Consider the following 19,072-nt stretch of genomic DNA (forward strand, 5'->3'; position numbering starts at 1 on the left):
TAGCCACGGGTCGGGGGTTTTTCTGTTCTAGCCGATGTCAGGCATTCTGTCTAGAAGATATTGAAAAACAACAGTTTTTCGGCTTCAAGCCGACTTTAAGGCTTACGCTGCCGCGTCGGTTTCGTTCGTGATGACCCAGTTCTTCATGACGTGGGCTACATCGGATGCGGATTTCAGATCGGACCGATCACCCTTCAGGCCAAAGGGCGGGCAGACGGTCACCTCACCAGCCGTGATGCGGCGGTCGATCTCGGCCCGAAGGAGTTCCTCTTCGGCGGCAATTTCTTCGGCGGACCAGTACAGCTCACGGATCGCGGCCCCACGGCGGCGAGCCATGTCGCGCTCCTTTTTCTGGAGCGCTGCCTCCTTGGTCCGCTTGTTCAGTTCGATAAGGTGCGCAGCGCGGGCCATCAGTACGTCCCCACGCGCCCGGCGACGAAGGGATGCAGGAGGCCAAGCGGGTCGATGGCCTTGAAAGCGGCGCGGAAATCACCAGCCAGAAGGTCGAGATCGAGTTCCTCTTCCGCTTCGGGGAAGGGTGCAGTCTTGGTCCATACACCGCCGCGAAGCTGGAACCCAACCGCGCGGGCAACGATGTGGGCGTACTTCGCCCCGATGAGTTCGATCAGCTCGGCCTGATCGACGTTGACCGTGATCCGGCGCGTAGGACTCTGAATTTCGCGGAGGGCGTCACCGACGAGGGCGGTCAGCTCCTTGATGATCTGCTGTTCGGTGACCGCCGTCATGGTGGCGGTGGTGTGAGGGTCAAGCGTCATAGTTCTGCTCTGTTCTGGTTGGGTTGGAGGTGGAAGGTCAGGCGATGGTGGGTTCTTCGGGCGGGGTATCGTCGACGGGTTCTTCAGGGGTGGGGCGGGGGCGGGATTTCGTCGCGACGAAGTCCAACCCGTCGTTGGTCGAGACCACCGGGATTCCGGCGTCAAACAGCTCCTTGGCCTTGTTGGCCTTGGCCTCGATCTCGGGGCTGTTGAACATCCCGCGCGGGTGACCGGCACCCTTGTATACGTAGCCAGACATGGCTTTTTCTCCTTTAAGTTGTGTCAGGCGGACCGGACAAGTTTCACGTGCTCGTCGGTGGCGGACTTGAAGCCCGCGCGAGTCTTGAGGGTGTCGATCTCGGCGGCGATGCGGCTGGCGCGGAGCCGGGCACCTTCGACCAGCGCGCGGTACATGCTGTTCATATCGTTGAGCCGGTCCTTGAGGACGCGGTCCTCGGGAAATCTGACTGCCATCCAGTGGCTCGCGGCGGGGTATTTGATGATGAGGTGGCGGACTGCTTCGATACGAGTCATGGTGGGTACTGCTGGTTGTGGTCTAGGGTCTGGTGGACCGACCCGCCGAAGACCCGGAAGCGGGCCGGTCCAACGCAGTCGCCCCCAGATCGACCGCGTGTTCGTGTGTTCAGAGCACGTGTCAGGCGAAGCGTTCGCGCAGATCGGGCAGAACGCCACCTGCGGCCTCAAGCAGCCGCGCAGCCGCCTCTTCGCGTGCAGCGCGCTCACGCGCGCCCCGAGCCGCTGCCTGCTCATTCAGGCGGACCTCGTCCTCGATAAGCTGCGCGACCTCACGCATCCGAAGTCCTTCGACGGCGCGGATCGCCTCATCGACCTTGGAGGCCCGGCGGAGCCAGCCGAGCAGCACATCCATCGGCGGGCGGTCACCCTTCTTCGCGGAGATCAGCGCGCGATGCGCGAAGATGGTGCAGGCGGCGGGGCTGGAGAGCAGTTCGTTGAGCTGGTCAGGCGTCGGGGTTTTTTCGATAGTCATGCGGAGTTCTTGAGATTGCGGAGGTCGGCGGCTTCGGCGGGGGTCAGTGGCGTGGCGAGCGCGAGCAGTTCCAACCGCTCCAGCCGGGTGACGGGGTGCCGACCTCCCAGCAGATAGATGCTGTCGGCGGCGGCAAAGGCCTCGCGGGGGTCCGCCAGATCGGCTGCGGCAGCATCGAACAGGGCCACCAGATCGTTCCAGATCACGTCGTCCACGACACGCGCGGGGTATTCGAGGATTGCCTCGATCTTCGGCAGGATGTCGGCAGGTGCGTGGGCAGGAGGGCCGCGCCGCGCCAGTTCGGACGGGGCCTCTTCGTGGATGCGGCCAATTTCGATTGCCAGTCGCACGGCAGACTTCGACACCACCGAGGCTTCAGAAATGGCCGTGCGCAGCACGCTTGCCGGATCGCCAGATGCCCTTGCCTCGGCCATCAGGCGCTTCAAGGCGCGCGACGACTGTGCCGCCGTCGCCATCAGGTGTTTCAACGCCGGGCGGCTTTCGAGGACGTTCTTGCTCATCGCGGCGTCACCACATTCAACGATTCAAGGGTCTGGATCAGGTTGTCCGTTCTGACGACCTGCTGCTTGTCCGCCGCCCGCAGGGAGTGCAGTTGGGCCAACACGCGGCTGCTGATGGTCGTCAGCACATCGCGGGCCTGCGCAGCCTCACGAGCAAGGCCGTTTCCATCACAGGCGCGGACAAGTTCAGCCACATTGTCCAACACGCCATTCAGAAGCTCTTCGAAGCCGTCGAAGACATCGTCTTCGAAATCATCCCACCGACTGGCCCGCTCCCGTTTCAGGTAGTCGATCCGGGCCTTGACGTGCGGCTGGCGGAGCAGGTTATTTGCCATCTGCGCCGCAGATTTGCGCGCGCCGTAGGCTGCCTGAATCGCCCGCGACTGGGTCACAGCGCCGGTTGCCATCATCTGACAGAACTTTTCGTGCTTCTCATTCGGGAGGGGCGTTTCGCCCCGGTACCCGTCTGCCACACCACGCGGGGCCATCAGCCGTACTCCGCCCGGAAAAGTACCGTCTGGACGTCGTTCTCCGATACCGGCGTCGGGTCGCAATCCGGCGTCGTGAGCGGCGCGATCAGATCACGGACCTCGGTGCTGGTCAGGCGCGCGGCGCGCAGGGCACGGACGAGCTTGTCGCCGTCGCCCAACGCGGCAGCGACGTCATTCTCGCGGGCGAGGACCCGGCAGGCGTGATGCGAGCTGAGGGCCAGCTTACGGAGAGCGTCGATAGTGTGCATCAGGCCAGCCCGTGCTTCCGCGCGTAGTCGAGCTTTGCCTTGCCTTCGAGCGTCGACAGGACCTTGACGTGATCAGCCGCAACCAGCTTGTCCGCCTGCGAACCGGTCAGGCCGTGCTGGCGCGCATAGGTCATGCGTTCGCTGGGCCGGAGGCACTGAATTGCATCCTCATGCCCGCGAGCAACACGCTGGGCGTCCTCGCGGGCCTTGAGCCGCGCCGCGACCGAGGGGATGGCGCGCAGCTCGTTCACGGCCACACTCAGGTCGACCTCACGGTCTGCCAGCACGTGGAGCTTCACCGACTCGATCTGCACAATTTCATCGGGCGTGAGGTCGTTCAGCCCGAGTTCGTGGGCGGCGACGACGGCGATCTTGTTCGTGGCTTCGACGAGGGCGGCTACGCTGGACGGGCCGAGTACTCCGACGATGGTCTTGATGGATTCGGACATTTTAGGCGGCTTTCTGGAGGTGGCGGAGGGTGGCGAGCTGGGGGACGGCGAAGGCGTGGCCCCAATGCCGCCACGCGTCGGCGGATTGCGGCAGTTCGGAATGGTCGCCGCCGAAGACGTAAAGCATGACGCTCGGATGGATCAGAGCGAGGTCGAGCAGCACGCCAACGTCGGCTTTGAATGCTTCGGCCCAGAGCGCACCGATCAGCCCCGCGTGCAGTGCACCGCGCACCGCGAGGTACCGGGAAAGCTCAAGCTCGGTCAGGCAGGCCCGCAGCTCGGCTGCGCGGCGTTCACAGTCGGCCCCAAGGGGCAAAGAAGGCTCCGCATTCCGCCGCTTGGCGTCGATCTTGAGGATCGCGAATGCCTCGTCGCTGTCGCAACCACGCTTACGCGCGCCCCGGAGCCGAACAATCGCCTCATCGGCCCGGAAGTGCGGTACGCGCCGGATGGTGACGCTGCACATCGGCATTCGGTTGAACCACTTGCGCACGCCCGCTTCGCTGACGCCCAGCGCGCCAGCGACGTCGTTCATCGTGATGGTCATGCGTTCGTACATCGTGAAAGGCTTCCTTCATTTCGTAACATAAAACTACACAATATGAGGGAAAATGTCAAGGTGACCAACAGAACGGTTCACGGATGAGGGTAGGATGAGAGGGGAGCGCGCCAGAAGCGACTTGTGGGCTGGCTTGGGGGCCAATCATCGAATCGGCGTTAGCCGATTGATCCAAAACGATTTTCTGGATGAAGTGGCAGCCCGTAGGGGAGTCGAACCCCTCTTTTCAGGTTGAAAACCTGACGTCCTAACCGATAGACGAACGGGCCACCGTTTCCGCTTCAGCGCGTTGCTGCGCGGCGTGGAGCGGTGTTTAGGCGAGCTTCGGGTGACTCGCAAGAGGGTTTTTTCAGATTGTCGCAACTTTCTTCACGGCCGCGCGATTTTCTTGAAAAAACGCCTGTGCTCAAGGGTTTGCCGCAGGACTCAGGCGCGCGCGGCATCGTCGAGGCGCAGCTGCACCTTGCGCCGCCCGCCCCAGGTGTTGATCTCGAGCTTGCCCGCCAGGTGAAAGCGCCCCGCGCCGCCCGCGCTCAGCGCCGGGCCGAGCGGGCCGTCGAAGGCGCCGAAGGCCACCGCCTCGATCCGCGAGCCGAGCCCGTCGCCGAGCGAGAAGCGCAGGTGGCTTTCGCCGATCCGGCGCGGGCCGGTCACCTCCATGTCGGGGAAGGCGAAACGCGGGGCGGGGGCGCCCTGGCCAAAGGGGCCGGCGCGTTCGAGATCCTCGATCAGCTGGGCGGTGGCGGCGCCAGGCATCAGGAGCCCGTCGAGGCGCAGATCGCGCGGCCCGCCGGCCCCGGCCCCCTGCCGCGCCAGCAGCTCGCTCAGCCGCGCCATGGCGGGTTCCAGCGCCTCGGCCGCGACGGTGAGGCCCGCGGCCATCCGGTGGCCGCCGCCCTTCAGCAGCAGCCCCTCGGCCGCGACGCGCTGCACCGAGGCGCCAAGATCGACGCCGGCGACCGAACGCGCCGAGCCCTTGCCGATGCCATTCTCGAGCCCGATCACCACCGCGGGGCGGTTCGTCGCCTCCTTCAGTCGGGCCGCGACGATGCCGACCACGCCCGGATGCCAGCCCTCGCCCGCCGCCCAGACGAGTGGCGCGTCGAGCCCGCGCTCCTCGGCCTGGGCAAGGGCGGCGTCGCGCACCCGGTTCTCGATCTCGCGCCGCTCGGAATTCAGCTTGTCGAGCCGGGCGGCGAGCGCCTCGGCCTCGTTGCGATCGGCGGTCGACAGGAGCCGCGCGCCAAGGTCGGCCGCGCCGATCCGCCCGCCCGCATTCACCCGCGGGCCAAGCACGAAGCCCAGATGATAGGCCGAGGGCGCCTGGTCGAGCCGCGCGACGTCGGAGAGCGCGACCAGCCCCGGCCGCTCGCGCCGTGCCATCACCTTCAGCCCCTGCCGCACCAGCGCCCGGTTCACCCCGATCAGCGGCGCGACATCGGCCACCGTCGCCAGCGCCACGAGGTCGAGAAGCCCCATCAGGTCTGGGCCCTTCACGCCCTTCTCGCGCAGCTGCCGGTTCGCCTCGACCAGCATCAGGAAGACCACCGAGGCGGCGCAGAGATGGCCGAGCGATCCGTCCTCGTCGAGCCGGTTCGGGTTCACCACGGCCAGCGCCTCGGGCAGGGTCTCGGCGCCGAGGTGGTGGTCGAGGATCACCACATCGGCGGGTTTCGCCGCGGCCACCGGCTCGTGGCTGAGCGTGCCGCAGTCCACGCAGACGATCAGCGGGTGGTCCTTGGCGAGCGCCTGCATCGCCGGCACGTTCGGGCCATAGCCCTCGTCGATGCGGTCGGGGATATAAAGCGTCGCCTCGCGGCCGATGGCGCGCAGCCAGGTCAGCAGAAGCGCCGCCGAGGACCCGCCGTCGACGTCGTAATCGGCAAAGACGGCGATGCGCTCGCGCCCGTCGAGCGCGCGCAGGAAGCGGGCGGCGGCCTTTTCCATGTCGCGCAGGCTGCGCGGGTCGGGCAGCAGCTCGCGCAGGGTGGGTTCGAGAAAGCCCGCGGCCTCCTCTGGCGCAACGCCGCGGGCGACGAGCACGCGGGCAAGCGGCAGGGGCAGGCGCGTCTCGCGCGCCATCGCCTCGGCAAGGCGGTCTGCCTCGTCCGTGGGGCCGATCCAGCGCCGCCCGGTCAGCGACGCTTCGACATCGAGGAATGCACTCATGCCCTTCCCATAGCCGATCGGCGCGCGGCCTGCCAGCATTGGCTCAGGCGCCGACGGCCTTGCGCACCATGTCCCAGTAGGTTGCCTCGACGGTGTCGAGGCTGAGCCGCCCGCCCTCGCGATACCAGGTGTTCACCCCGGTCAGCATGGCGATGATCGCGAGCGTGGCAAGCTTGGTGTCGGGCAGGGCGAAGACCCCCGCCGCGCGGCCGGCGATCAGGATCTTTTCCAGCTCGGTCTCGTAGGCGCGGCGCAGCCCCTCGATCACCGCGAAATTCCCGGGGCTCAGGTTGCGCAGCTCCATGTAGCTCAGGAAAACCGCCTCGGCCCGGGTCAGGTTGAAGCGAATGTGAAAGCGCACGAAGGTTTCCAGTGCGGCGAGTGGCTCGGTCCTCGGCGCGACCTCGGCCCAGGCGGAGAGCAGCTCTTCCATGTGGCTCTTCAGCAGGTCGAAAAGCAGCGCCTCCTTGTCGGGGGTGTAGAGGTAGAGCGCCCCTGCCTGCACACCCACGGCCGCCGCGATCTGCCGCATCGAGACCGCGGCAAAGCCGTGGCGCGCGAAGAGCCGCTGCGCCTCGGCGCGGATGCGCGGGCCGGTGATCTCGGAATGGGAGCCTGTCTTGCGTGCCATCGGCACAGGTTATCTGAACATTTGTTCAGTATCAAACCCCGGCTGTCACGGGCGGCATGGCGGCTCTGGTCAGCGCCGGCGGGCGGGCTTATGGTCGGGCCGTTGACAGGAGCCGCCATGACCCGCCTTGCCCTTGCCCTCGGTCTTCTTGCGCTTGCCGGTTGCGGCGCCTCCGATGCGGACTATCCCGCGCTGGTACCGATGGAGACGCTGCTTTCCGATGACCCGCTGACGCCCGATCCGGCGCCGGCGCTCGAGGCGCGGGCGGATGCGCTGCGCGCGCGCGCCGCGGCGATCCGTGCCGAGCAGCCCTGAGCCGGTTTCGACGCGTTGCAAGGTCGCGCCCGACAGGCTAACAGGGCTCTGACCATTCCAGCGCAAGAGGTTCCCATGTCCGCCCCCGACGTTTCCCCGCTCCGCCTCGGCATCGCCGGGCTCGGCACCGTCGGCATCGGCGTGGTGAAGATCGTGCAGCGCCATGCCGATCTGCTGGCCGTGCGCTCGGGCCGCCCGGTGGTGATCACCGCCGTCTCGGCGCGCGACCGCACGAAGAACCGTGATGCGGATCTGTCGGGCTATGCCTGGGAGACCGACCCGGTGGTGCTGGCGCAGCGCGACGACGTCGACGTCTTCGTCGAGCTGATGGGCGGGCACGAGGGCGCGGCGAAGAACGCGATGGAAGCGGCGCTGAAAGCCGGCAAGGACGTGGTGACGGCGAACAAGGCGCTGCTGGCCCATCACGGCCAGGCGCTGGCCGAAAGCGCCGAGGCGCTTGGCCGGGTGATCCGCTTCGAGGCGGCGGTGGCGGGCGGCATCCCGGTGATTAAGGCACTGACCGAAGGGCTTGCCGGCAACGCGATCCGCCGCGTGATGGGGGTGATGAACGGCACCTGCAACTATATCCTGACCCGGATGGAAAGCGCCGGCCTGCCCTATGAGACGGTGTTCGAGGAGGCGCGCGCGCTTGGCTATCTCGAGGCCGACCCGACCCTCGATGTCGGGGGCATCGACGCGGGGCACAAGCTTGCCATCCTCGCCGCCATCGCCTTCGGCACCAAGGTCAGCTTCGACGCGGTGCAGCTCGAGGGCATCGGCAAGATCTCGATCGACGACATCCGCCGCGCCGACGACATGGGCTACAAGATCAAGCTGCTGGGCGTGGCGCAGATCACCGGCCGCGGGCTCGAGCAGCGCATGATGCCCTGCCTCGTGCCCTCGTCCTCGCCCTTCGGGCAGCTGCAGGGCGGCACCAACATGGTGTTGCTGGAAGGCGATTCGATCGGCCAGATCGTGCTGCGCGGTGCGGGTGCGGGCGAGGGGCCGACGGCCTCGGCGGTGATGGGCGACGTGGTCGATCTCGCGCGCGGGCTGCGGATGCCGACCTTCGGCCAGCCTGCGGCGACACTCGCCGATCCGGTGCCGGCGGTGGCCTCGGCGCCGGCCGCCTACTATCTGCGACTCGAGCTGATGGACAAGCCCGGCGCGCTTGCCAAGGTGGCGACGGTGCTGGGCGAGGCCGGGATCTCGATCTCGCGGATGCGTCAGTATGGTCATGCCGATACCACGGCGCCGGTGCTGATCGTCACCCACAAGACCACGCGCGACGCGATCGACCGCGCCATCGGCGGCTTCCCGGCGACCGGTGTCGTCGCAGGCGAGGCGGTGGCAATGCGGATCGAAGAGGTCTGAGCGCGGCCGCGGCGGGGCAGGGGGCGGCGCGGTGCCGCCCACGTGCCGGCCGTTAGCGTTCTCAGGGTTGTCAGCCTCATGCGCCCGGGCTTAGCTGTTGCTGGCCCTTCGCGTTCGAGACAGGACAGACCATGACTCCCCCCATCGATTTCAACGACCGCATGCTCTCGCTGGGCCTTGCCCGCGTCTCCGAGGCGGCGGCGCATGCCTCTGCCCGGCTGATCGGCCGCGGTGACGAGAAGGCCGCCGACCAGGCCGCGGTGAACGCCATGCGCGAGCAGCTCAACAGCCTCGACATCCGGGGCGTCGTGGTGATCGGCGAGGGCGAGCGCGACGAGGCGCCGATGCTCTATATCGGCGAGGAAGTGGGCTCCGGCACCGGTCCGGCGGTCGATATCGCGCTTGACCCGCTCGAAGGCACCACGCTCACCGCGAAGGATATGCCGAATGCGCTGACCGTCGTGGCGATGGCACCGCGCGGCACGCTGCTGCACGCCCCCGACGTCTATATGGAGAAGCTGGCGATCGGCCCGGGCTATCCGGCCGACATCGTCTCGCTCGAGATGACGCCGACCGAGCGGGTGCTGGCGCTGGCCAAGGCACGGGGTGGGCGGCCCGAGGATATCACCTGTTGCATCCTCGAGCGTGACCGCCACGTCGAGCTGATCCGCGAAGTGCGCGAGACCGGCGCCGCGATCCGGCTGATCACCGACGGGGACGTTGCCGGGGTGATCCATTGCGCCGAGCCCGATTTCACCGGCATCGACATCTACATGGGCTCGGGCGGCGCGCCGGAAGGCGTTCTGGCGGCTTCGGCGCTGAAATGCATGGGCGGGCAGATGTGGGGCAAACTCCTGTTCCGCAACGACGACGAGCGCGGCCGCGCGGCCAAGGCCGGGATCACCGATCTCGACAAGATCTACACCCGCGACGAGCTGGTGAAGTCGGACGTGATCTTTGCTGCGACCGGCGTCACCAATGGCTCGATCGTGCGGGGCGTGAAGCGCGAACCGACCTACATCGAGACGGAGACGATCCTGATGCGTTCGAAGACCGGCTCGGTGCGGCGCATGATCTACCGCAACCCGGTTCGCTGAGCGTGTCCTGCGTAAGATTCCCAAGGTCGAATGCCGGGCCCGCGGCTCCGGCGTTTCGCTTGCGGGGGGGGTCAATTGGTGTCGCGCCACATCGTGCGCGGCCCGCGCGGGCGGGTGACGACGAACTCGCTGAAGCGCAGCCGCGCATTCAGCCCGATCGTGGTGGAGTTCTGCCCGTCGAGGGTCAGGCCCTTTTCGCCGATGTCGAAGATCGGCCAGTACAGATAGGAGGCCTCGACGATCGTCGCGGAATCCCCTGCCGCCATCATCGGGATCGCCCCGGCCACGGCATCGAGCATCGACTGGGTATAGGCCTCGTGACCGCCGGTGGCATGGGAGGCGGGCGAGCTGGGCGTGCTGTCCGACGCGCGCAGCTTGACCCGCTTGTTGGTGCCGTCGCAAACGCGCGTGTCCGTTTCGGTCGCCTCGCAGGAGATCAGCGTGACCCGGATCCAGCTTTGCCCGTCGCCGCTCGAACGGGTGGCGGCATCGAAGATCTTCTTGACCCCGTCGACATAGGCCGGCCCGATCGGGTCGCGCACGCGCGAGATCAGGTCGGCCACGGTATAGGTGGTGCGGGACACCACGGCGCGCATGCGGAAGGCGTCGTAGAACTGATAGGCGACCATGAACCAGCCGAGCAGCAGCACGGCGCCGAACAACCCCTCGATCGCCACCGAGCCACGGTTCTGCCTGAGGAAGCGGTGCAGGAAACGCAGCGGCATCATCAATTCCTCGGCTCGTTGACATAGGCGGTCATGGCGACGAGGGCGAAACGGCCGCTTGCGTCCTTCACCAGCGCGGCGCCAAGCGGGTCCATATCGGACATCGCCTTCAGCTTCAGACAGGCGCGCACCACCATCAGCTGGTTCGATGTGCCATAATCGAGTGTCGGGTTCAGCTCCGTGGTGCTGCTCGAGTCGGTGCACATCGTGCCGTTGGTATTGGCGAATTGCCAGGTCGTGGTGTCGACCGGGAAAATCTCGACCGCGAGGTTCTCGGTGCAGTCGGGCACATAGCGGATGGCCGCGCAGATCTTCTGCTTCAGCTGGTCATGTGTCAGGTTGACCAGGTTGCCAAGCCGCAGCTCGCGGGTTGCCACGTCGACGGCGCGTTCGAGCAGGATCTGGCGCAGGTTCGTTACCATCATCTCGACCCCGGCCAGCATGATCATGAAGAACAGCGGCAGCCAGAAGAGTGTCGGGATGGTGACGGCGCCATCCTCGTGCCGCAGCCGGTGCATCAGGTGGGGGCCGGGGTGGTGTGTCCTGCGCATCTGTCGCCCCCTCAGTTCGTCAGCCGCAGCGCGTTGATCGCCGAGGCGATCGAGGTGAAGGCGTCGGTCAGATCCTCGGCGTTGACGTCATAGGCATAGCCCGCCGAGGTCGCGCATTGCGACAGGATCGTCTTGCCTTCGGTCGGGGCGTTCACCGCGACAGTGAAGACATAGATGCCGTGTGCGCTGTCCTTGGCGACGTCGCACAGCTTCAGCAGCGCCGTGTCCTTCTGGCTGAATTCCGACTGCACCGCCATGTCGTTGTAAATGCTGGTCTTGTTGGCAGAGCCGTTGGCGGCCCGCAGCGAATTGTAGAGGAAGGTGTTGATCACATATTGCAGGGTGTAGCCCTTGCTCCACACCGTCTCCCAGCTGATCGGATAGCGGTTCGTGCCGGGCGAGCTGTACCAATAGCCGTTCGACAGCTTGTAGTAAGGCTGGCTGCGCCCCGGGACGTAGTAATAGAGGTTGTTCCACCAGGTGCTGTTCGTGCTCGAATCTGCAAAGGCGGTGGCGCTATAGGTCGACACGAAACCGGAATCGCCGGTGCGATAGGCAGCCTTGGTCGAATAGGAACGGGTATTCTGCCCGTCGGTCATCAGCACCAGCACCTTCATCGCGCTGTCGCTGACTGATTCCGTGCCATCACTGTAGTTGAACGGGCGGCCCGAGAGGTCGGAACTCGCGTAGCCCGCGAGGATCAGCTTATCGAGCGCGGTACGCGCAGCCGGGTCGAGCAGGGCCAGACCCCAGCGGGCACCGACGTCGATTGCGGTGTCGCCGCCCGGGGTGAGGGCGTTGATCGCCGTATTGATCGTCGTTTGGTTGTTGGCGAAGGCCAGAACCGCGGCCGCGCTCGCGTTCGGGCAGTTCGCGATATTGGTCCGGGTTGCCAGCGACCAGGTGCCCTGGCCAAGCGCGGGCTGCCCCCAATAGTCGAAGCTGTCGCCGAACATCGTGCGCTGCAGCGCACGGGTCGTGGAGATGGCGAAGTCGCCGTCGGGCAGGGTCTCGATGTCGGCGCAGGTGTTCTGCGTGTGATCGGTCGAGAGGTTGAACCCGGTCGAGGTCCGCGGGCCGAGGGTGACCTGCTGGTTGTAGGGCACGATCGAGATCGAGAGCCGCCCGGCCGGCGCGCTTGCCGGTTGCACCGTTTTGAACATCTTGTCCACGAAAGTCAGGGCGGCCGGGCGCAACTTGTCCATCCGGGTCGGGTAGCGGCCGTCATAGCTGCTGTTCGTCGGGTAATAGATGTTCTGATTCATCGAGCCCGAGATATCGAGCACGAGCGAGATCTCGACGTTGCCGATTTCTTCCTGCGCGGTGCTGGCGCCGGTCGCCTGCAACGAGTTGATGTTGATGAGCGAGCCGAAGATGGTGTGCATGTTGTCGGTGGCGGTCACCGTCACCCGGCGCCATTCGCCAAGGGTGCCTTCCTCGACGTGGGGTGTCGCGTCGAGATAGTCGAGCCCGGCCTTCTTCAGGTAATCCTCGACGACCAGGGTCGGGTCAAGCTCCTGCGACAGCGAGGCGGCGGCAAGCGCGGCGCGGTCGAGCGTGTTCTGGATCTTCGTGCGGCGTTCCTCCTGGCGCACGAAGTCGATCGAGATGCCGGTGCAGATCATCATCACCAGAAAGATCTGCAGCGCCAGCGGGATCAGGGCGCCGTCCTCGTCGCTCAGGAAATGGGCAAGCCGACGGGCGGTTCTGCTCTTGTGCCGGATACTCACCATGCTGCTCTCTCCACGCTTCTCCCGGCGCGGCGGCCGGGGGCGACGACTCTGCTCCGAGGGCAGGGTATGCGCGCGCTTCGGGGCGGAATTGGGGCACTCGGCGGGCAAAGCTGCCCGATTGTCCAGGGGCGCCGGGGAATGCGCCGGATCACGGGAGGCGGTTTCCGATCTCGCGCCAATCCGCCATGTTTCTTTTGCGGGGCGCCGGTGGGCTACGGGATTTCTTAACGTTCTCGCGACTGAGCCGGCGCGGGGCTGCCCACGGGCGCTTGACCGCGATTCGCAGCGTCGCCCTCTCGACAGCGGCCGTGCAGGGGCCATATTAGAGGGCATGAGTCTCCCACCCGGTTTCCTTGACGAATTGCGCAATCGCGTCTCGATCTCGCAGGTGGTCGGGCGCAAGGTCGTGTGGGACATGCGCAAGTCGAACCAGGCGAAGGGCGACTTCTGGGCGCCGTGCCCGTTCCACCAGGAAAAGAGCGCCTCCTTCCACGTCGACGACCGCAAGGGTTATTACTACTGCTTCGGCTGTCAGGCGAAGGGCGACGCGCTGACCTTCCTGCGCGAGACCGAGAACGTCAGCTTCATCGAGGCGGTCGAGATCCTTGCGCGCGAGGCCGGGATGCAGATGCCGGCGCGCGACCCGGTCGCGGCGCAGAAGGCCGACCGGCGCACCGAGCTTGCGCAGGTGATGGAAGAGGCGGTGAAGCATTACCGGCTGCAGCTGTCGATGCAGGGCGGGGCGGTCGCACGCGATTACCTTGCCCGTCGCCGCCTCGGCCCCGAGGCGCAGGCGCGCTTCGAGATCGGCTTCGCCCCCGACCAGCGTCAGGGCCTGTTCAACGCGCTGAAGGCGAAGGGGATCGCCCCCGACCTGATCGTCGAGGCCGGGCTCTGCGCCCGCCCCGAGGACGGCGGCGCGCCCTACGACCGCTTCCGAGGTCGCATCATCTATCCGATCCGCGACGCGCGCGGGCGGGCAATCAGTCTGGGCGGGCGGGCGATGGACCCGAACGCGCGGGCGAAATACCTGAACGGGCCCGAGACCGCGCTCTTCGACAAGGGCCGCAACCTCTACAACCACGGCCCCGCGCGCGAGGCCTGTGGCAAGGGCGCGCCGCTGATCGTTTGCGAAGGCTACATGGACGTGATCGCGCTGGTCGAGGCGGGCTTCGGCGGTGCCGTCGCGCCGCTTGGCACCGCGGTGACCGAGGAGCAGTTGCATCTGATGTGGCGCATCCACGACGAGCCGGTGATCGCGCTCGACGGCGACACGGCGGGGATGCGCGCGGCGCTGCGGGTGATCGACCTCGCGCTGCCGCTTCTCGAGGCGGGCAAGGCGCTGCGCTTTGCGATGCTGCCGGGCGGGCAGGACCCTGACGAGCTGATCCAGGCGGGCGGGCGCGCGGCGATGGAGCAGGTGATCGCCGGCGCCCGGCCGATGGTCGACCTGCTTTGGGCGCGCGAGATCGAGGGCAAGGTCTTCGACAGCCCCGAACGCCGCGCCGCCCTCGACAAGAGCCTGCGTGCCGCCATCCGACGCATCCAGGACCCCTCGATCCGCGCCCATTACGGCGATGAAATCAAGCGGTTGCGCGAGGACCTCTTCGGCATGAACCGGCCGCGCGCGATGCGCGAGAGCGGCGGAAGCGGCGGCGGTGGCAGGCGCGAGGCGCCGCGCGAGGGCGGTGCCTGGCGGCCACGCGGGACCGGCTTCGGCCGGCCTGCCGCTCCGGCGCTGCCGCTGCCCGCGACCCGCTCGACGCTGCTTGCCGCCGCCCCCGACGAGCGCGTGACCGAGGCGCTGCGCGAGACGATGATCCTGGCCATTCTCGTCGCGCATCCGGTGCTGGTGGCCGAGTTCGAGGCCCGGCTCGACCGGATCCTCTTTGTCGATCCGGCGCACGAGCGGCTGCGCGGCCTGATCCTTGCCCATTGCGCCGAGCCGCCCGAGGCGATCGCCGCGGCGCTTGGGCGTGCGGGCGATGACCTTGAAAAGCTGCTCGCCCAGCCCCATGTGCGCACCGCCCCCCCGGTCCTGCGCCGTGACGACACCGATTTCGCGCGGATGTGTCTGGCCGAGGAACTGGCGAAGCTGCAGGCGGCGCGTGCCGTGCGCAGCGAGACCGAGGAGGCGATGGAAGAACTGGCCGGCCTGGCCGACGAGGGGCTCACCTGGCGAATCACCCAGGCGACCCAGGCGCTGCATCAGGCCGGGAAATCGAGACTGGAGGACACCAGTGATCTGGGCGAGGACCGTGAAGCGATGTCTGCCTTTTTGCAGTCTCTTCTGGAAAAACATGGCGGTGGAAACGGCACTCCCTGAGACGCTGCGCAAAAGGGCCGATTCGGCCCTGTGATTCGACCCCATGATTCGATAAGACAGATCAACCGATTCGATCCCGTCGCGCCCCGGCCCACCGGCGTGACGACGCCCGAGAAAGCCCGAGCAGGAGCGCACATGGCCGCCAAGGACATCGACGAGAACAAGCCCGACACCGCCGCGGACGAGGACACCTCCTTCGACATGAGCAAAGCCGCGGTCAAGCGGATGATCGCCGAGGCGAAGGAACGTGGCTATATCACCTACGACCAGCTGAACGCCGTGATGCCGCCCGAGCAGGTGTCGGGCGACCAGATCGAGGATGTGATGTCGATGCTCTCGGAGATGGGCATCAACGTCGTCGAGGCGGAAGAAAGTGAAGAACCCGAGGCGGGCGGTGCCGTGGCCGAGACCGGCTCCGGCTCGCGCGAGATCGCGGTTGCCACCTCGACCAGCGAGACCCTCGACCGCACCGACGACCCGGTGCGGATGTATCTGCGCGAGATGGGGTCGGTGGAGCTGCTGTCGCGCGAGGGCGAAATCGCCATCGCCAAGCGCATCGAGGCCGGCCGCAACACGATGATCGCGGGCCTGTGCGAAAGCCCGCTGACCTTCCAGGCAATCACCATCTGGCGCGACGAGCTTCTGAGCGAAGAGATCCTGCTGCGCGACGTGATCGACCTCGAGGCGACCTTCGGGCGCTCGCTCGACGGTGACGGCGATGACGACGACATGGAGGCCCCGGTCGAGGGGGGCGAGGTCGGCGAGGCGCCCGCCGTGGGCGCCGCGGCCCCGCGCCGCGCCGCGAACGAGCCTGAACTCGACGCCGACGGCAACCCGCTGATGCGTTCGGACGACGACGAGGAAGACGACGAAGGCTCGAACATGTCGCTCGCCGCGATGGAAGCGGCGTTGAAACCGAAGGTTCTGGAAACCCTCGAGGTGATCGCGCGCGACTATGCGACGCTGGCCGAGATGCAGGACCTGCGGATGTCGGCGACGCTGAACGAGGACGGCACCTTCTCGGTCGCCGAAGAGGCGGCCTATCAGAAGCTGCGCTCGGAAATCGTCGGCCTCGTCAACGAGCTGCATCTGCACAACAACCGTATCGAGGCGCTGATCGACCAGCTCTACGGCATCAACCGCAAGATCATGTCGATCGACAGCGGCATGGTGAAGCTTGCCGATGCTGCCCGCGTCAACCGCCGCGAGTTCATCGAGGAATACCGCGGCTACGAGCTTGACCCGACCTGGGGCGACCGGATGCAGGCGAAGGGCGGTCGGACCTGGGCGACGCTGTTCGAGAAGTCGGGCGACAAGGTCGACGATCTGCGCGCCGAGATGGCGCAGGTCGGCCAGTATGTCGGCGTCGACATCTCCGAATTCCGCCGCATCGTGAACCAGGTGCAGAAGGGCGAGAAAGAGGCGCGTCAGGCCAAGAAGGAAATGGTCGAGGCGAACCTGCGCCTCGTGATCTCGATCGCGAAGAAATACACCAACCGCGGGCTGCAGTTCCTCGACCTCATCCAGGAAGGCAACATCGGCCTGATGAAGGCGGTGGACAAGTTCGAGTATCGCCGCGGCTACAAGTTCTCGACCTATGCGACCTGGTGGATCCGGCAGGCGATCACCCGCTCGATCGCCGATCAGGCGCGCACCATCCGCATCCCGGTGCACATGATCGAGACGATCAACAAGCTCGTGCGCACCGGCCGCCAGATGCTGCACGAGATCGGCCGCGAACCGACGCCCGAAGAGCTGGCCGAGAAGCTGCAGATGCCGCTCGAGAAGGTCCGCAAGGTGATGAAGATCGCCAAGGAGCCGATCTCGCTCGAAACCCCGATCGGCGACGAGGAAGACAGCCAGCTCGGCGATTTCATCGAGGACAAGAACGCGGTCCTGCCGCTGGATTCGGCCATTCAGGAAAACCTGAAGGAGACGACGACGCGGGTTTTGGCCTCGCTTACGCCGCGCGAGGAACGTGTGCTGCGCATGCGCTTCGGTATCGGCATGAACACCGACCATACGCTCGAAGAAGTCGGCCAGCAGTTCTCGGTCACCCGCGAACGTATCCGTCAGATCGAGGCGAAGGCGCTCAGGAAGCTCAAGCACCCCTCGCGCTCGCGCAAGCTGCGCTCCTTCCTCGATCAGTGAGACAGGCGCCCCCGAAAGGGGGCGTTTTGCCATGCTGCCCGATTTCGCCGCCCCCGGCCTGCGCACCATCATCTGTGGCACCGCCGCCGGCCGCCGCTCGGCCGAGCTCGGGCGCTATTATGCGGGGCCGGGCAACAAGTTCTGGCCGGTGCTGCACCGCGCGGGCCTCGTGCCGGAGCCGCTCGCCGTCGGTGACGAGGCGCGGCTTCTGCACTTCGGCATCGGCCTGACCGATCTCGCCAAGGGCGTGTCGGGCGGCGACGCCCAGATCCCGGCACAGGCCTATGATCCCGCGCGGCTGCGGGCCTTCCTTGCGCAGCACCGCCCGCACAGCTTCGCCTTCAACGGCAAGAACGCGGCGCGCCGCTTCCTCGGTGCACCCCGCGTCGGTTTTGGCCCGATCGAGCTCGACGGCGTTCCGGTCTGGATCCTGCCCTCGACCTCGGGCGCGGCGAACGGGGCCTGGGACGAGGGGATCTGGCGCGCCTTCGGCACCTTCCTGCGCGAAATCCCTTTCTCCTTGCCGGAAATACCTCGGGGGTGAATTCGGCGCAGCCGAAGAGGGGGCGGCGCCCCTTCGCTTCCCCTTGGACTTCCGCCCCTGCAGGTCTACCCTTCCCTTGCCCGGTCGCGTCGGGTGGCTTCAGGGAGTTTCCCATGCGTGTCCTTGTCTCAACCCTCGCCGCCGCCGGTCTCGCCCTTGCTGCCGGCTCCGCTTCGGCCGGCGATTTCCTCGCGCTGAACGGGCTGCGCGTCGCGCCCACCGGCGGGCAGGAGTTCCACGTCGCCTTCGGTGGCCTCACCGGCAATGACGACTTCTGGTGTGCCGCGGGCGATTTCGTCCTGCGCGGGCGCGGCCTGCCCCCCTCGACGCGGATCTACCGCACCACCCCCCCGCCGCGCCACGCGGGCGAGGGGGTGGATTTCTCGCTCAGCGATGCCAGGGCGACCGACAGCGGCTTCACCCGCTTCGGCGCCAAGGACAAGGGGCTGAGCGCGGCCGCCGCGCAGCATTATTGCCCGCTCGTGCCGCTGTTGCCCTTCAACTAGGTCAGGCCAGCGCGCGGGCGATGGTTTCGGCCATCGGCTCGGTCGGATGGCCGATCAGCGCCGAGAGCGTGTGGCTCGCGTTGTAAAGCGCGCCTTTCGCCGCCTGCGCATCGCTGTCGGCGAGGATCTTCGCAAAGCCCTCGGGCAGGCCCGCGCCGATCAGCGCCGCGGCATAGTCCACTTCCGGCATGTCGACATAGGCGACTGGCTTGCCCGAGGCCTGCGACAGCAGCGCCGCGAAGTCGGCGAGCGTCACGCTGGCGTCGCCGGCAAGCTCATAGGTCTTGCCCGCGTGTCCGCTGCCGGCCAGCACCACGGCCGCCGCCTCGGCATAATCGTGCCGCGGCGCGGTCGAGAACCGCCCCGCGCCGGCCGCGCCGAAATGCTTGCCAAGGCTCAGGTCGGTGTCGAGCGAGGCGAGCAGGTTCTCGGAATACCAGCCGTTGCGCAGGAAGCTGTGTGCGATGCCGCTCTCGGCGATCATCGTCTCGGTCGCCTTGTGCTCGGCCGCCAGGGCCATCGCCGAGCCCTGCGCGTTCAGGATCGAGGTATAGGCGATGAAACCGACGCCCGCCGCCTTCGCCGCCGCGACGACATTGCCGTGCTGGCGCGCGCGCTGGCCCACGGCCGAGCCCGAGATCAGCAGCAGCCGATCAACCCCCGCAAAGGCGGCGGTCAGACTGTCGACGTCGTCGTAATCGCCAAGGCGCGCACCGAGGCCCTGCGCCTCGAGCGCCGCCGCATCCTCGGGGCGCCGCACCAGGCCGATGATCTGGCCGGGCGCAACCCGCGCCCGCAGCGCCGCAATCACCAGCTGGCCCAGCTGCCCGTTGGCGCCGGTCACCATGTAAGTCTGTTCGCTCATCTCCGTTTCCTCCGGTTGCGAATCGTGTATAA

General features: G+C 67.0%; 23 protein-coding genes and 1 tRNA gene. 7 read left to right on the forward strand and 17 right to left on the reverse strand.

What is annotated here, in order from left to right; translation table 11 throughout:
* Nucleotides 1-102 precede the first annotated feature (102 nt).
* From EOW65_RS15785 to EOW65_RS15845, 13 genes are all read right to left on the reverse strand, one after another.
* Nucleotides 103-411 (reverse strand): hypothetical protein, encoded by a 309-nt coding sequence (locus EOW65_RS15785; protein ID WP_128151053.1) that lies wholly within the window; start codon nt 409-411, stop codon nt 103-105.
* Nucleotides 411-776 carry a hypothetical protein gene (locus tag EOW65_RS15790; protein ID WP_128151055.1) on the reverse strand — a complete coding sequence of 122 codons (366 nt, stop codon included), beginning with the start codon at nt 774-776 and terminating at the stop codon, nt 411-413. The genes EOW65_RS15785 and EOW65_RS15790 overlap by 1 nt, the downstream gene beginning before the upstream one ends.
* 37 nt (nt 777-813) lie before the next feature.
* Nucleotides 814-1,035 (reverse strand): hypothetical protein, encoded by a 222-nt coding sequence (locus EOW65_RS15795; protein ID WP_128151057.1) that lies wholly within the window; start codon nt 1,033-1,035, stop codon nt 814-816.
* A gap of 23 nt (nt 1,036-1,058) precedes the next feature.
* Complete coding sequence (locus tag EOW65_RS15800; protein WP_128151059.1) at nt 1,059-1,310, reverse strand: hypothetical protein; 252 nt, start codon at nt 1,308-1,310, stop codon at nt 1,059-1,061.
* A gap of 121 nt (nt 1,311-1,431) precedes the next feature.
* Nucleotides 1,432-1,785: a hypothetical protein gene (locus EOW65_RS15805; protein WP_128151061.1), complete on the reverse strand. Its 354-nt coding sequence runs from the start codon at nt 1,783-1,785 to the stop codon at nt 1,432-1,434.
* Nucleotides 1,782-2,306 (reverse strand): hypothetical protein, encoded by a 525-nt coding sequence (locus EOW65_RS15810; RefSeq protein WP_128151063.1) that lies wholly within the window; start codon nt 2,304-2,306, stop codon nt 1,782-1,784. The genes EOW65_RS15805 and EOW65_RS15810 overlap by 4 nt, the downstream gene beginning before the upstream one ends.
* Nucleotides 2,303-2,794: a terminase small subunit gene (locus tag EOW65_RS15815; RefSeq protein ID WP_128151065.1), complete on the reverse strand. Its 492-nt coding sequence runs from the start codon at nt 2,792-2,794 to the stop codon at nt 2,303-2,305. Before EOW65_RS15815 ends, EOW65_RS15810 begins: the two co-directional genes overlap by 4 nt.
* Complete coding sequence (locus EOW65_RS15820; RefSeq protein ID WP_128151067.1) at nt 2,794-3,045, reverse strand: hypothetical protein; 252 nt, start codon at nt 3,043-3,045, stop codon at nt 2,794-2,796. The genes EOW65_RS15815 and EOW65_RS15820 overlap by 1 nt, the downstream gene beginning before the upstream one ends.
* Nucleotides 3,045-3,494: a hypothetical protein gene (locus tag EOW65_RS15825; protein WP_128151069.1), complete on the reverse strand. Its 450-nt coding sequence runs from the start codon at nt 3,492-3,494 to the stop codon at nt 3,045-3,047. The genes EOW65_RS15820 and EOW65_RS15825 overlap by 1 nt, the downstream gene beginning before the upstream one ends.
* Nucleotide 3,495: 1 nt before the next feature.
* Nucleotides 3,496-4,041 (reverse strand): hypothetical protein, encoded by a 546-nt coding sequence (locus tag EOW65_RS15830; protein WP_128151071.1) that lies wholly within the window; start codon nt 4,039-4,041, stop codon nt 3,496-3,498.
* 206 nt (nt 4,042-4,247) lie between these two features.
* Nucleotides 4,248-4,322, reverse strand: a tRNA-Glu gene (locus EOW65_RS15835).
* A 157-nt stretch (nt 4,323-4,479) separates the two neighbouring features.
* Nucleotides 4,480-6,222, reverse strand: coding sequence for a single-stranded-DNA-specific exonuclease RecJ (gene recJ, locus EOW65_RS15840; protein WP_128151073.1), 1,743 nt, complete (start codon nt 6,220-6,222; stop codon nt 4,480-4,482).
* A 43-nt stretch (nt 6,223-6,265) separates the two neighbouring features.
* Nucleotides 6,266-6,853: a TetR family transcriptional regulator gene (locus EOW65_RS15845; protein WP_128151075.1), complete on the reverse strand. Its 588-nt coding sequence runs from the start codon at nt 6,851-6,853 to the stop codon at nt 6,266-6,268.
* A gap of 117 nt (nt 6,854-6,970) precedes the next feature.
* On the opposite strand from EOW65_RS15845, the gene EOW65_RS15850 reads away from it, so the two are divergent.
* The 3 genes from EOW65_RS15850 (at nt 6,971) to glpX (ending at nt 9,639) form a co-directional block, all read left to right on the forward strand.
* Nucleotides 6,971-7,168, forward strand: coding sequence for a hypothetical protein (locus EOW65_RS15850; protein WP_128151077.1), 198 nt, complete (start codon nt 6,971-6,973; stop codon nt 7,166-7,168).
* 75 nt (nt 7,169-7,243) lie between these two features.
* The gene (locus EOW65_RS15855; RefSeq protein ID WP_128151079.1) at nt 7,244-8,542 is read left to right on the forward strand and encodes a homoserine dehydrogenase; all 1,299 of its coding nucleotides are present in this window, start codon (nt 7,244-7,246) and stop codon (nt 8,540-8,542) included.
* Nucleotides 8,543-8,673: 131 nt separating this feature from the next.
* Complete coding sequence (glpX, locus tag EOW65_RS15860) at nt 8,674-9,639, forward strand: class II fructose-bisphosphatase (RefSeq protein WP_128151081.1); 966 nt, start codon at nt 8,674-8,676, stop codon at nt 9,637-9,639.
* Between the two features lie 71 nt (nt 9,640-9,710).
* On the opposite strand, the gene EOW65_RS15865 is transcribed toward glpX, so the two are convergent.
* From EOW65_RS15865 to EOW65_RS15875, 3 genes are read right to left on the reverse strand one after another with little or no spacing between them, the layout of a single operon-like run.
* On the reverse strand, nt 9,711-10,364 hold the full coding sequence (locus tag EOW65_RS15865; protein ID WP_128151083.1) for a TadE/TadG family type IV pilus assembly protein: 654 nt from the start codon (nt 10,362-10,364) through the stop codon (nt 9,711-9,713).
* 2 nt (nt 10,365-10,366) lie between these two features.
* Nucleotides 10,367-10,915: a TadE/TadG family type IV pilus assembly protein gene (locus EOW65_RS15870; RefSeq protein WP_128151085.1), complete on the reverse strand. Its 549-nt coding sequence runs from the start codon at nt 10,913-10,915 to the stop codon at nt 10,367-10,369.
* An 11-nt stretch (nt 10,916-10,926) separates the two neighbouring features.
* The gene (locus EOW65_RS15875; RefSeq protein ID WP_164880125.1) at nt 10,927-12,648 is read right to left on the reverse strand and encodes a TadE/TadG family type IV pilus assembly protein; all 1,722 of its coding nucleotides are present in this window, start codon (nt 12,646-12,648) and stop codon (nt 10,927-10,929) included.
* Nucleotides 12,649-12,979: 331 nt separating this feature from the next.
* Here EOW65_RS15875 and dnaG point away from each other — a divergent pair, with 331 nt between their 5' ends.
* From dnaG to EOW65_RS15895, 4 genes are all read left to right on the forward strand, one after another.
* A complete protein-coding gene (dnaG, locus tag EOW65_RS15880; protein WP_128151089.1) occupies nt 12,980-14,974 on the forward strand; it encodes a DNA primase in 1,995 nt (664 codons plus the stop codon).
* Nucleotides 14,975-15,109: 135 nt separating this feature from the next.
* Nucleotides 15,110-17,125 (forward strand): RNA polymerase sigma factor RpoD, encoded by a 2,016-nt coding sequence (rpoD, locus tag EOW65_RS15885; protein WP_128151091.1) that lies wholly within the window; start codon nt 15,110-15,112, stop codon nt 17,123-17,125.
* Between the two features lie 31 nt (nt 17,126-17,156).
* The gene (locus EOW65_RS15890) at nt 17,157-17,669 is read left to right on the forward strand and encodes a mismatch-specific DNA-glycosylase (RefSeq protein WP_128151093.1); all 513 of its coding nucleotides are present in this window, start codon (nt 17,157-17,159) and stop codon (nt 17,667-17,669) included.
* A 113-nt stretch (nt 17,670-17,782) separates the two neighbouring features.
* The gene (locus EOW65_RS15895; protein ID WP_128151095.1) at nt 17,783-18,175 is read left to right on the forward strand and encodes a hypothetical protein; all 393 of its coding nucleotides are present in this window, start codon (nt 17,783-17,785) and stop codon (nt 18,173-18,175) included.
* Between the two features lies 1 nt (nt 18,176).
* On the opposite strand, the gene EOW65_RS15900 is transcribed toward EOW65_RS15895, so the two are convergent.
* Nucleotides 18,177-19,040: an SDR family oxidoreductase gene (locus EOW65_RS15900; protein WP_128151097.1), complete on the reverse strand. Its 864-nt coding sequence runs from the start codon at nt 19,038-19,040 to the stop codon at nt 18,177-18,179.
* Nucleotides 19,041-19,072 lie beyond the last annotated feature (32 nt).

The sequence above is a fragment of the Paenirhodobacter ferrireducens genome (genome assembly GCF_004022265.1).
In the GTDB taxonomy this organism is placed as follows: domain Bacteria; phylum Pseudomonadota; class Alphaproteobacteria; order Rhodobacterales; family Rhodobacteraceae; genus Rhodobacter; species Rhodobacter ferrireducens.

Excerpts from the sequence above, each read along its gene's own strand:
- EOW65_RS15785 (WP_128151053.1), bottom strand. The coding sequence starts at position 411 with ATGGCCCGCGCTGCGCACCTTATCGAACTGAACAAGCGGACCAAGGAG.
- EOW65_RS15790 (WP_128151055.1), bottom strand. The coding sequence starts at position 776 with ATGACGCTTGACCCTCACACCACCGCCACCATGACGGCGGTCACCGAA.
- EOW65_RS15795 (WP_128151057.1), bottom strand. The coding sequence starts at position 1,035 with ATGTCTGGCTACGTATACAAGGGTGCCGGTCACCCGCGCGGGATGTTC.
- EOW65_RS15800 (WP_128151059.1), bottom strand. The coding sequence starts at position 1,310 with ATGACTCGTATCGAAGCAGTCCGCCACCTCATCATCAAATACCCCGCC.
- EOW65_RS15805 (WP_128151061.1), bottom strand. The coding sequence starts at position 1,785 with ATGACTATCGAAAAAACCCCGACGCCTGACCAGCTCAACGAACTGCTC.
- EOW65_RS15810 (WP_128151063.1), bottom strand. The coding sequence starts at position 2,306 with ATGAGCAAGAACGTCCTCGAAAGCCGCCCGGCGTTGAAACACCTGATG.
- EOW65_RS15815 (WP_128151065.1), bottom strand. The coding sequence starts at position 2,794 with ATGGCCCCGCGTGGTGTGGCAGACGGGTACCGGGGCGAAACGCCCCTC.
- EOW65_RS15820 (WP_128151067.1), bottom strand. The coding sequence starts at position 3,045 with ATGCACACTATCGACGCTCTCCGTAAGCTGGCCCTCAGCTCGCATCAC.
- EOW65_RS15825 (WP_128151069.1), bottom strand. The coding sequence starts at position 3,494 with ATGTCCGAATCCATCAAGACCATCGTCGGAGTACTCGGCCCGTCCAGC.
- EOW65_RS15830 (WP_128151071.1), bottom strand. The coding sequence starts at position 4,041 with ATGACCATCACGATGAACGACGTCGCTGGCGCGCTGGGCGTCAGCGAA.
- recJ (WP_128151073.1), bottom strand. The coding sequence starts at position 6,222 with ATGAGTGCATTCCTCGATGTCGAAGCGTCGCTGACCGGGCGGCGCTGG.
- EOW65_RS15845 (WP_128151075.1), bottom strand. The coding sequence starts at position 6,853 with ATGGCACGCAAGACAGGCTCCCATTCCGAGATCACCGGCCCGCGCATC.
- EOW65_RS15850 (WP_128151077.1), top strand. The coding sequence starts at position 6,971 with ATGACCCGCCTTGCCCTTGCCCTCGGTCTTCTTGCGCTTGCCGGTTGC.
- EOW65_RS15855 (WP_128151079.1), top strand. The coding sequence starts at position 7,244 with ATGTCCGCCCCCGACGTTTCCCCGCTCCGCCTCGGCATCGCCGGGCTC.
- glpX (WP_128151081.1), top strand. The coding sequence starts at position 8,674 with ATGACTCCCCCCATCGATTTCAACGACCGCATGCTCTCGCTGGGCCTT.
- EOW65_RS15865 (WP_128151083.1), bottom strand. The coding sequence starts at position 10,364 with ATGCCGCTGCGTTTCCTGCACCGCTTCCTCAGGCAGAACCGTGGCTCG.
- EOW65_RS15870 (WP_128151085.1), bottom strand. The coding sequence starts at position 10,915 with ATGCGCAGGACACACCACCCCGGCCCCCACCTGATGCACCGGCTGCGG.
- EOW65_RS15875 (WP_164880125.1), bottom strand. The coding sequence starts at position 12,648 with ATGGTGAGTATCCGGCACAAGAGCAGAACCGCCCGTCGGCTTGCCCAT.
- dnaG (WP_128151089.1), top strand. The coding sequence starts at position 12,980 with ATGAGTCTCCCACCCGGTTTCCTTGACGAATTGCGCAATCGCGTCTCG.
- rpoD (WP_128151091.1), top strand. The coding sequence starts at position 15,110 with ATGGCCGCCAAGGACATCGACGAGAACAAGCCCGACACCGCCGCGGAC.
- EOW65_RS15890 (WP_128151093.1), top strand. The coding sequence starts at position 17,157 with ATGCTGCCCGATTTCGCCGCCCCCGGCCTGCGCACCATCATCTGTGGC.
- EOW65_RS15895 (WP_128151095.1), top strand. The coding sequence starts at position 17,783 with ATGCGTGTCCTTGTCTCAACCCTCGCCGCCGCCGGTCTCGCCCTTGCT.
- EOW65_RS15900 (WP_128151097.1), bottom strand. The coding sequence starts at position 19,040 with ATGAGCGAACAGACTTACATGGTGACCGGCGCCAACGGGCAGCTGGGC.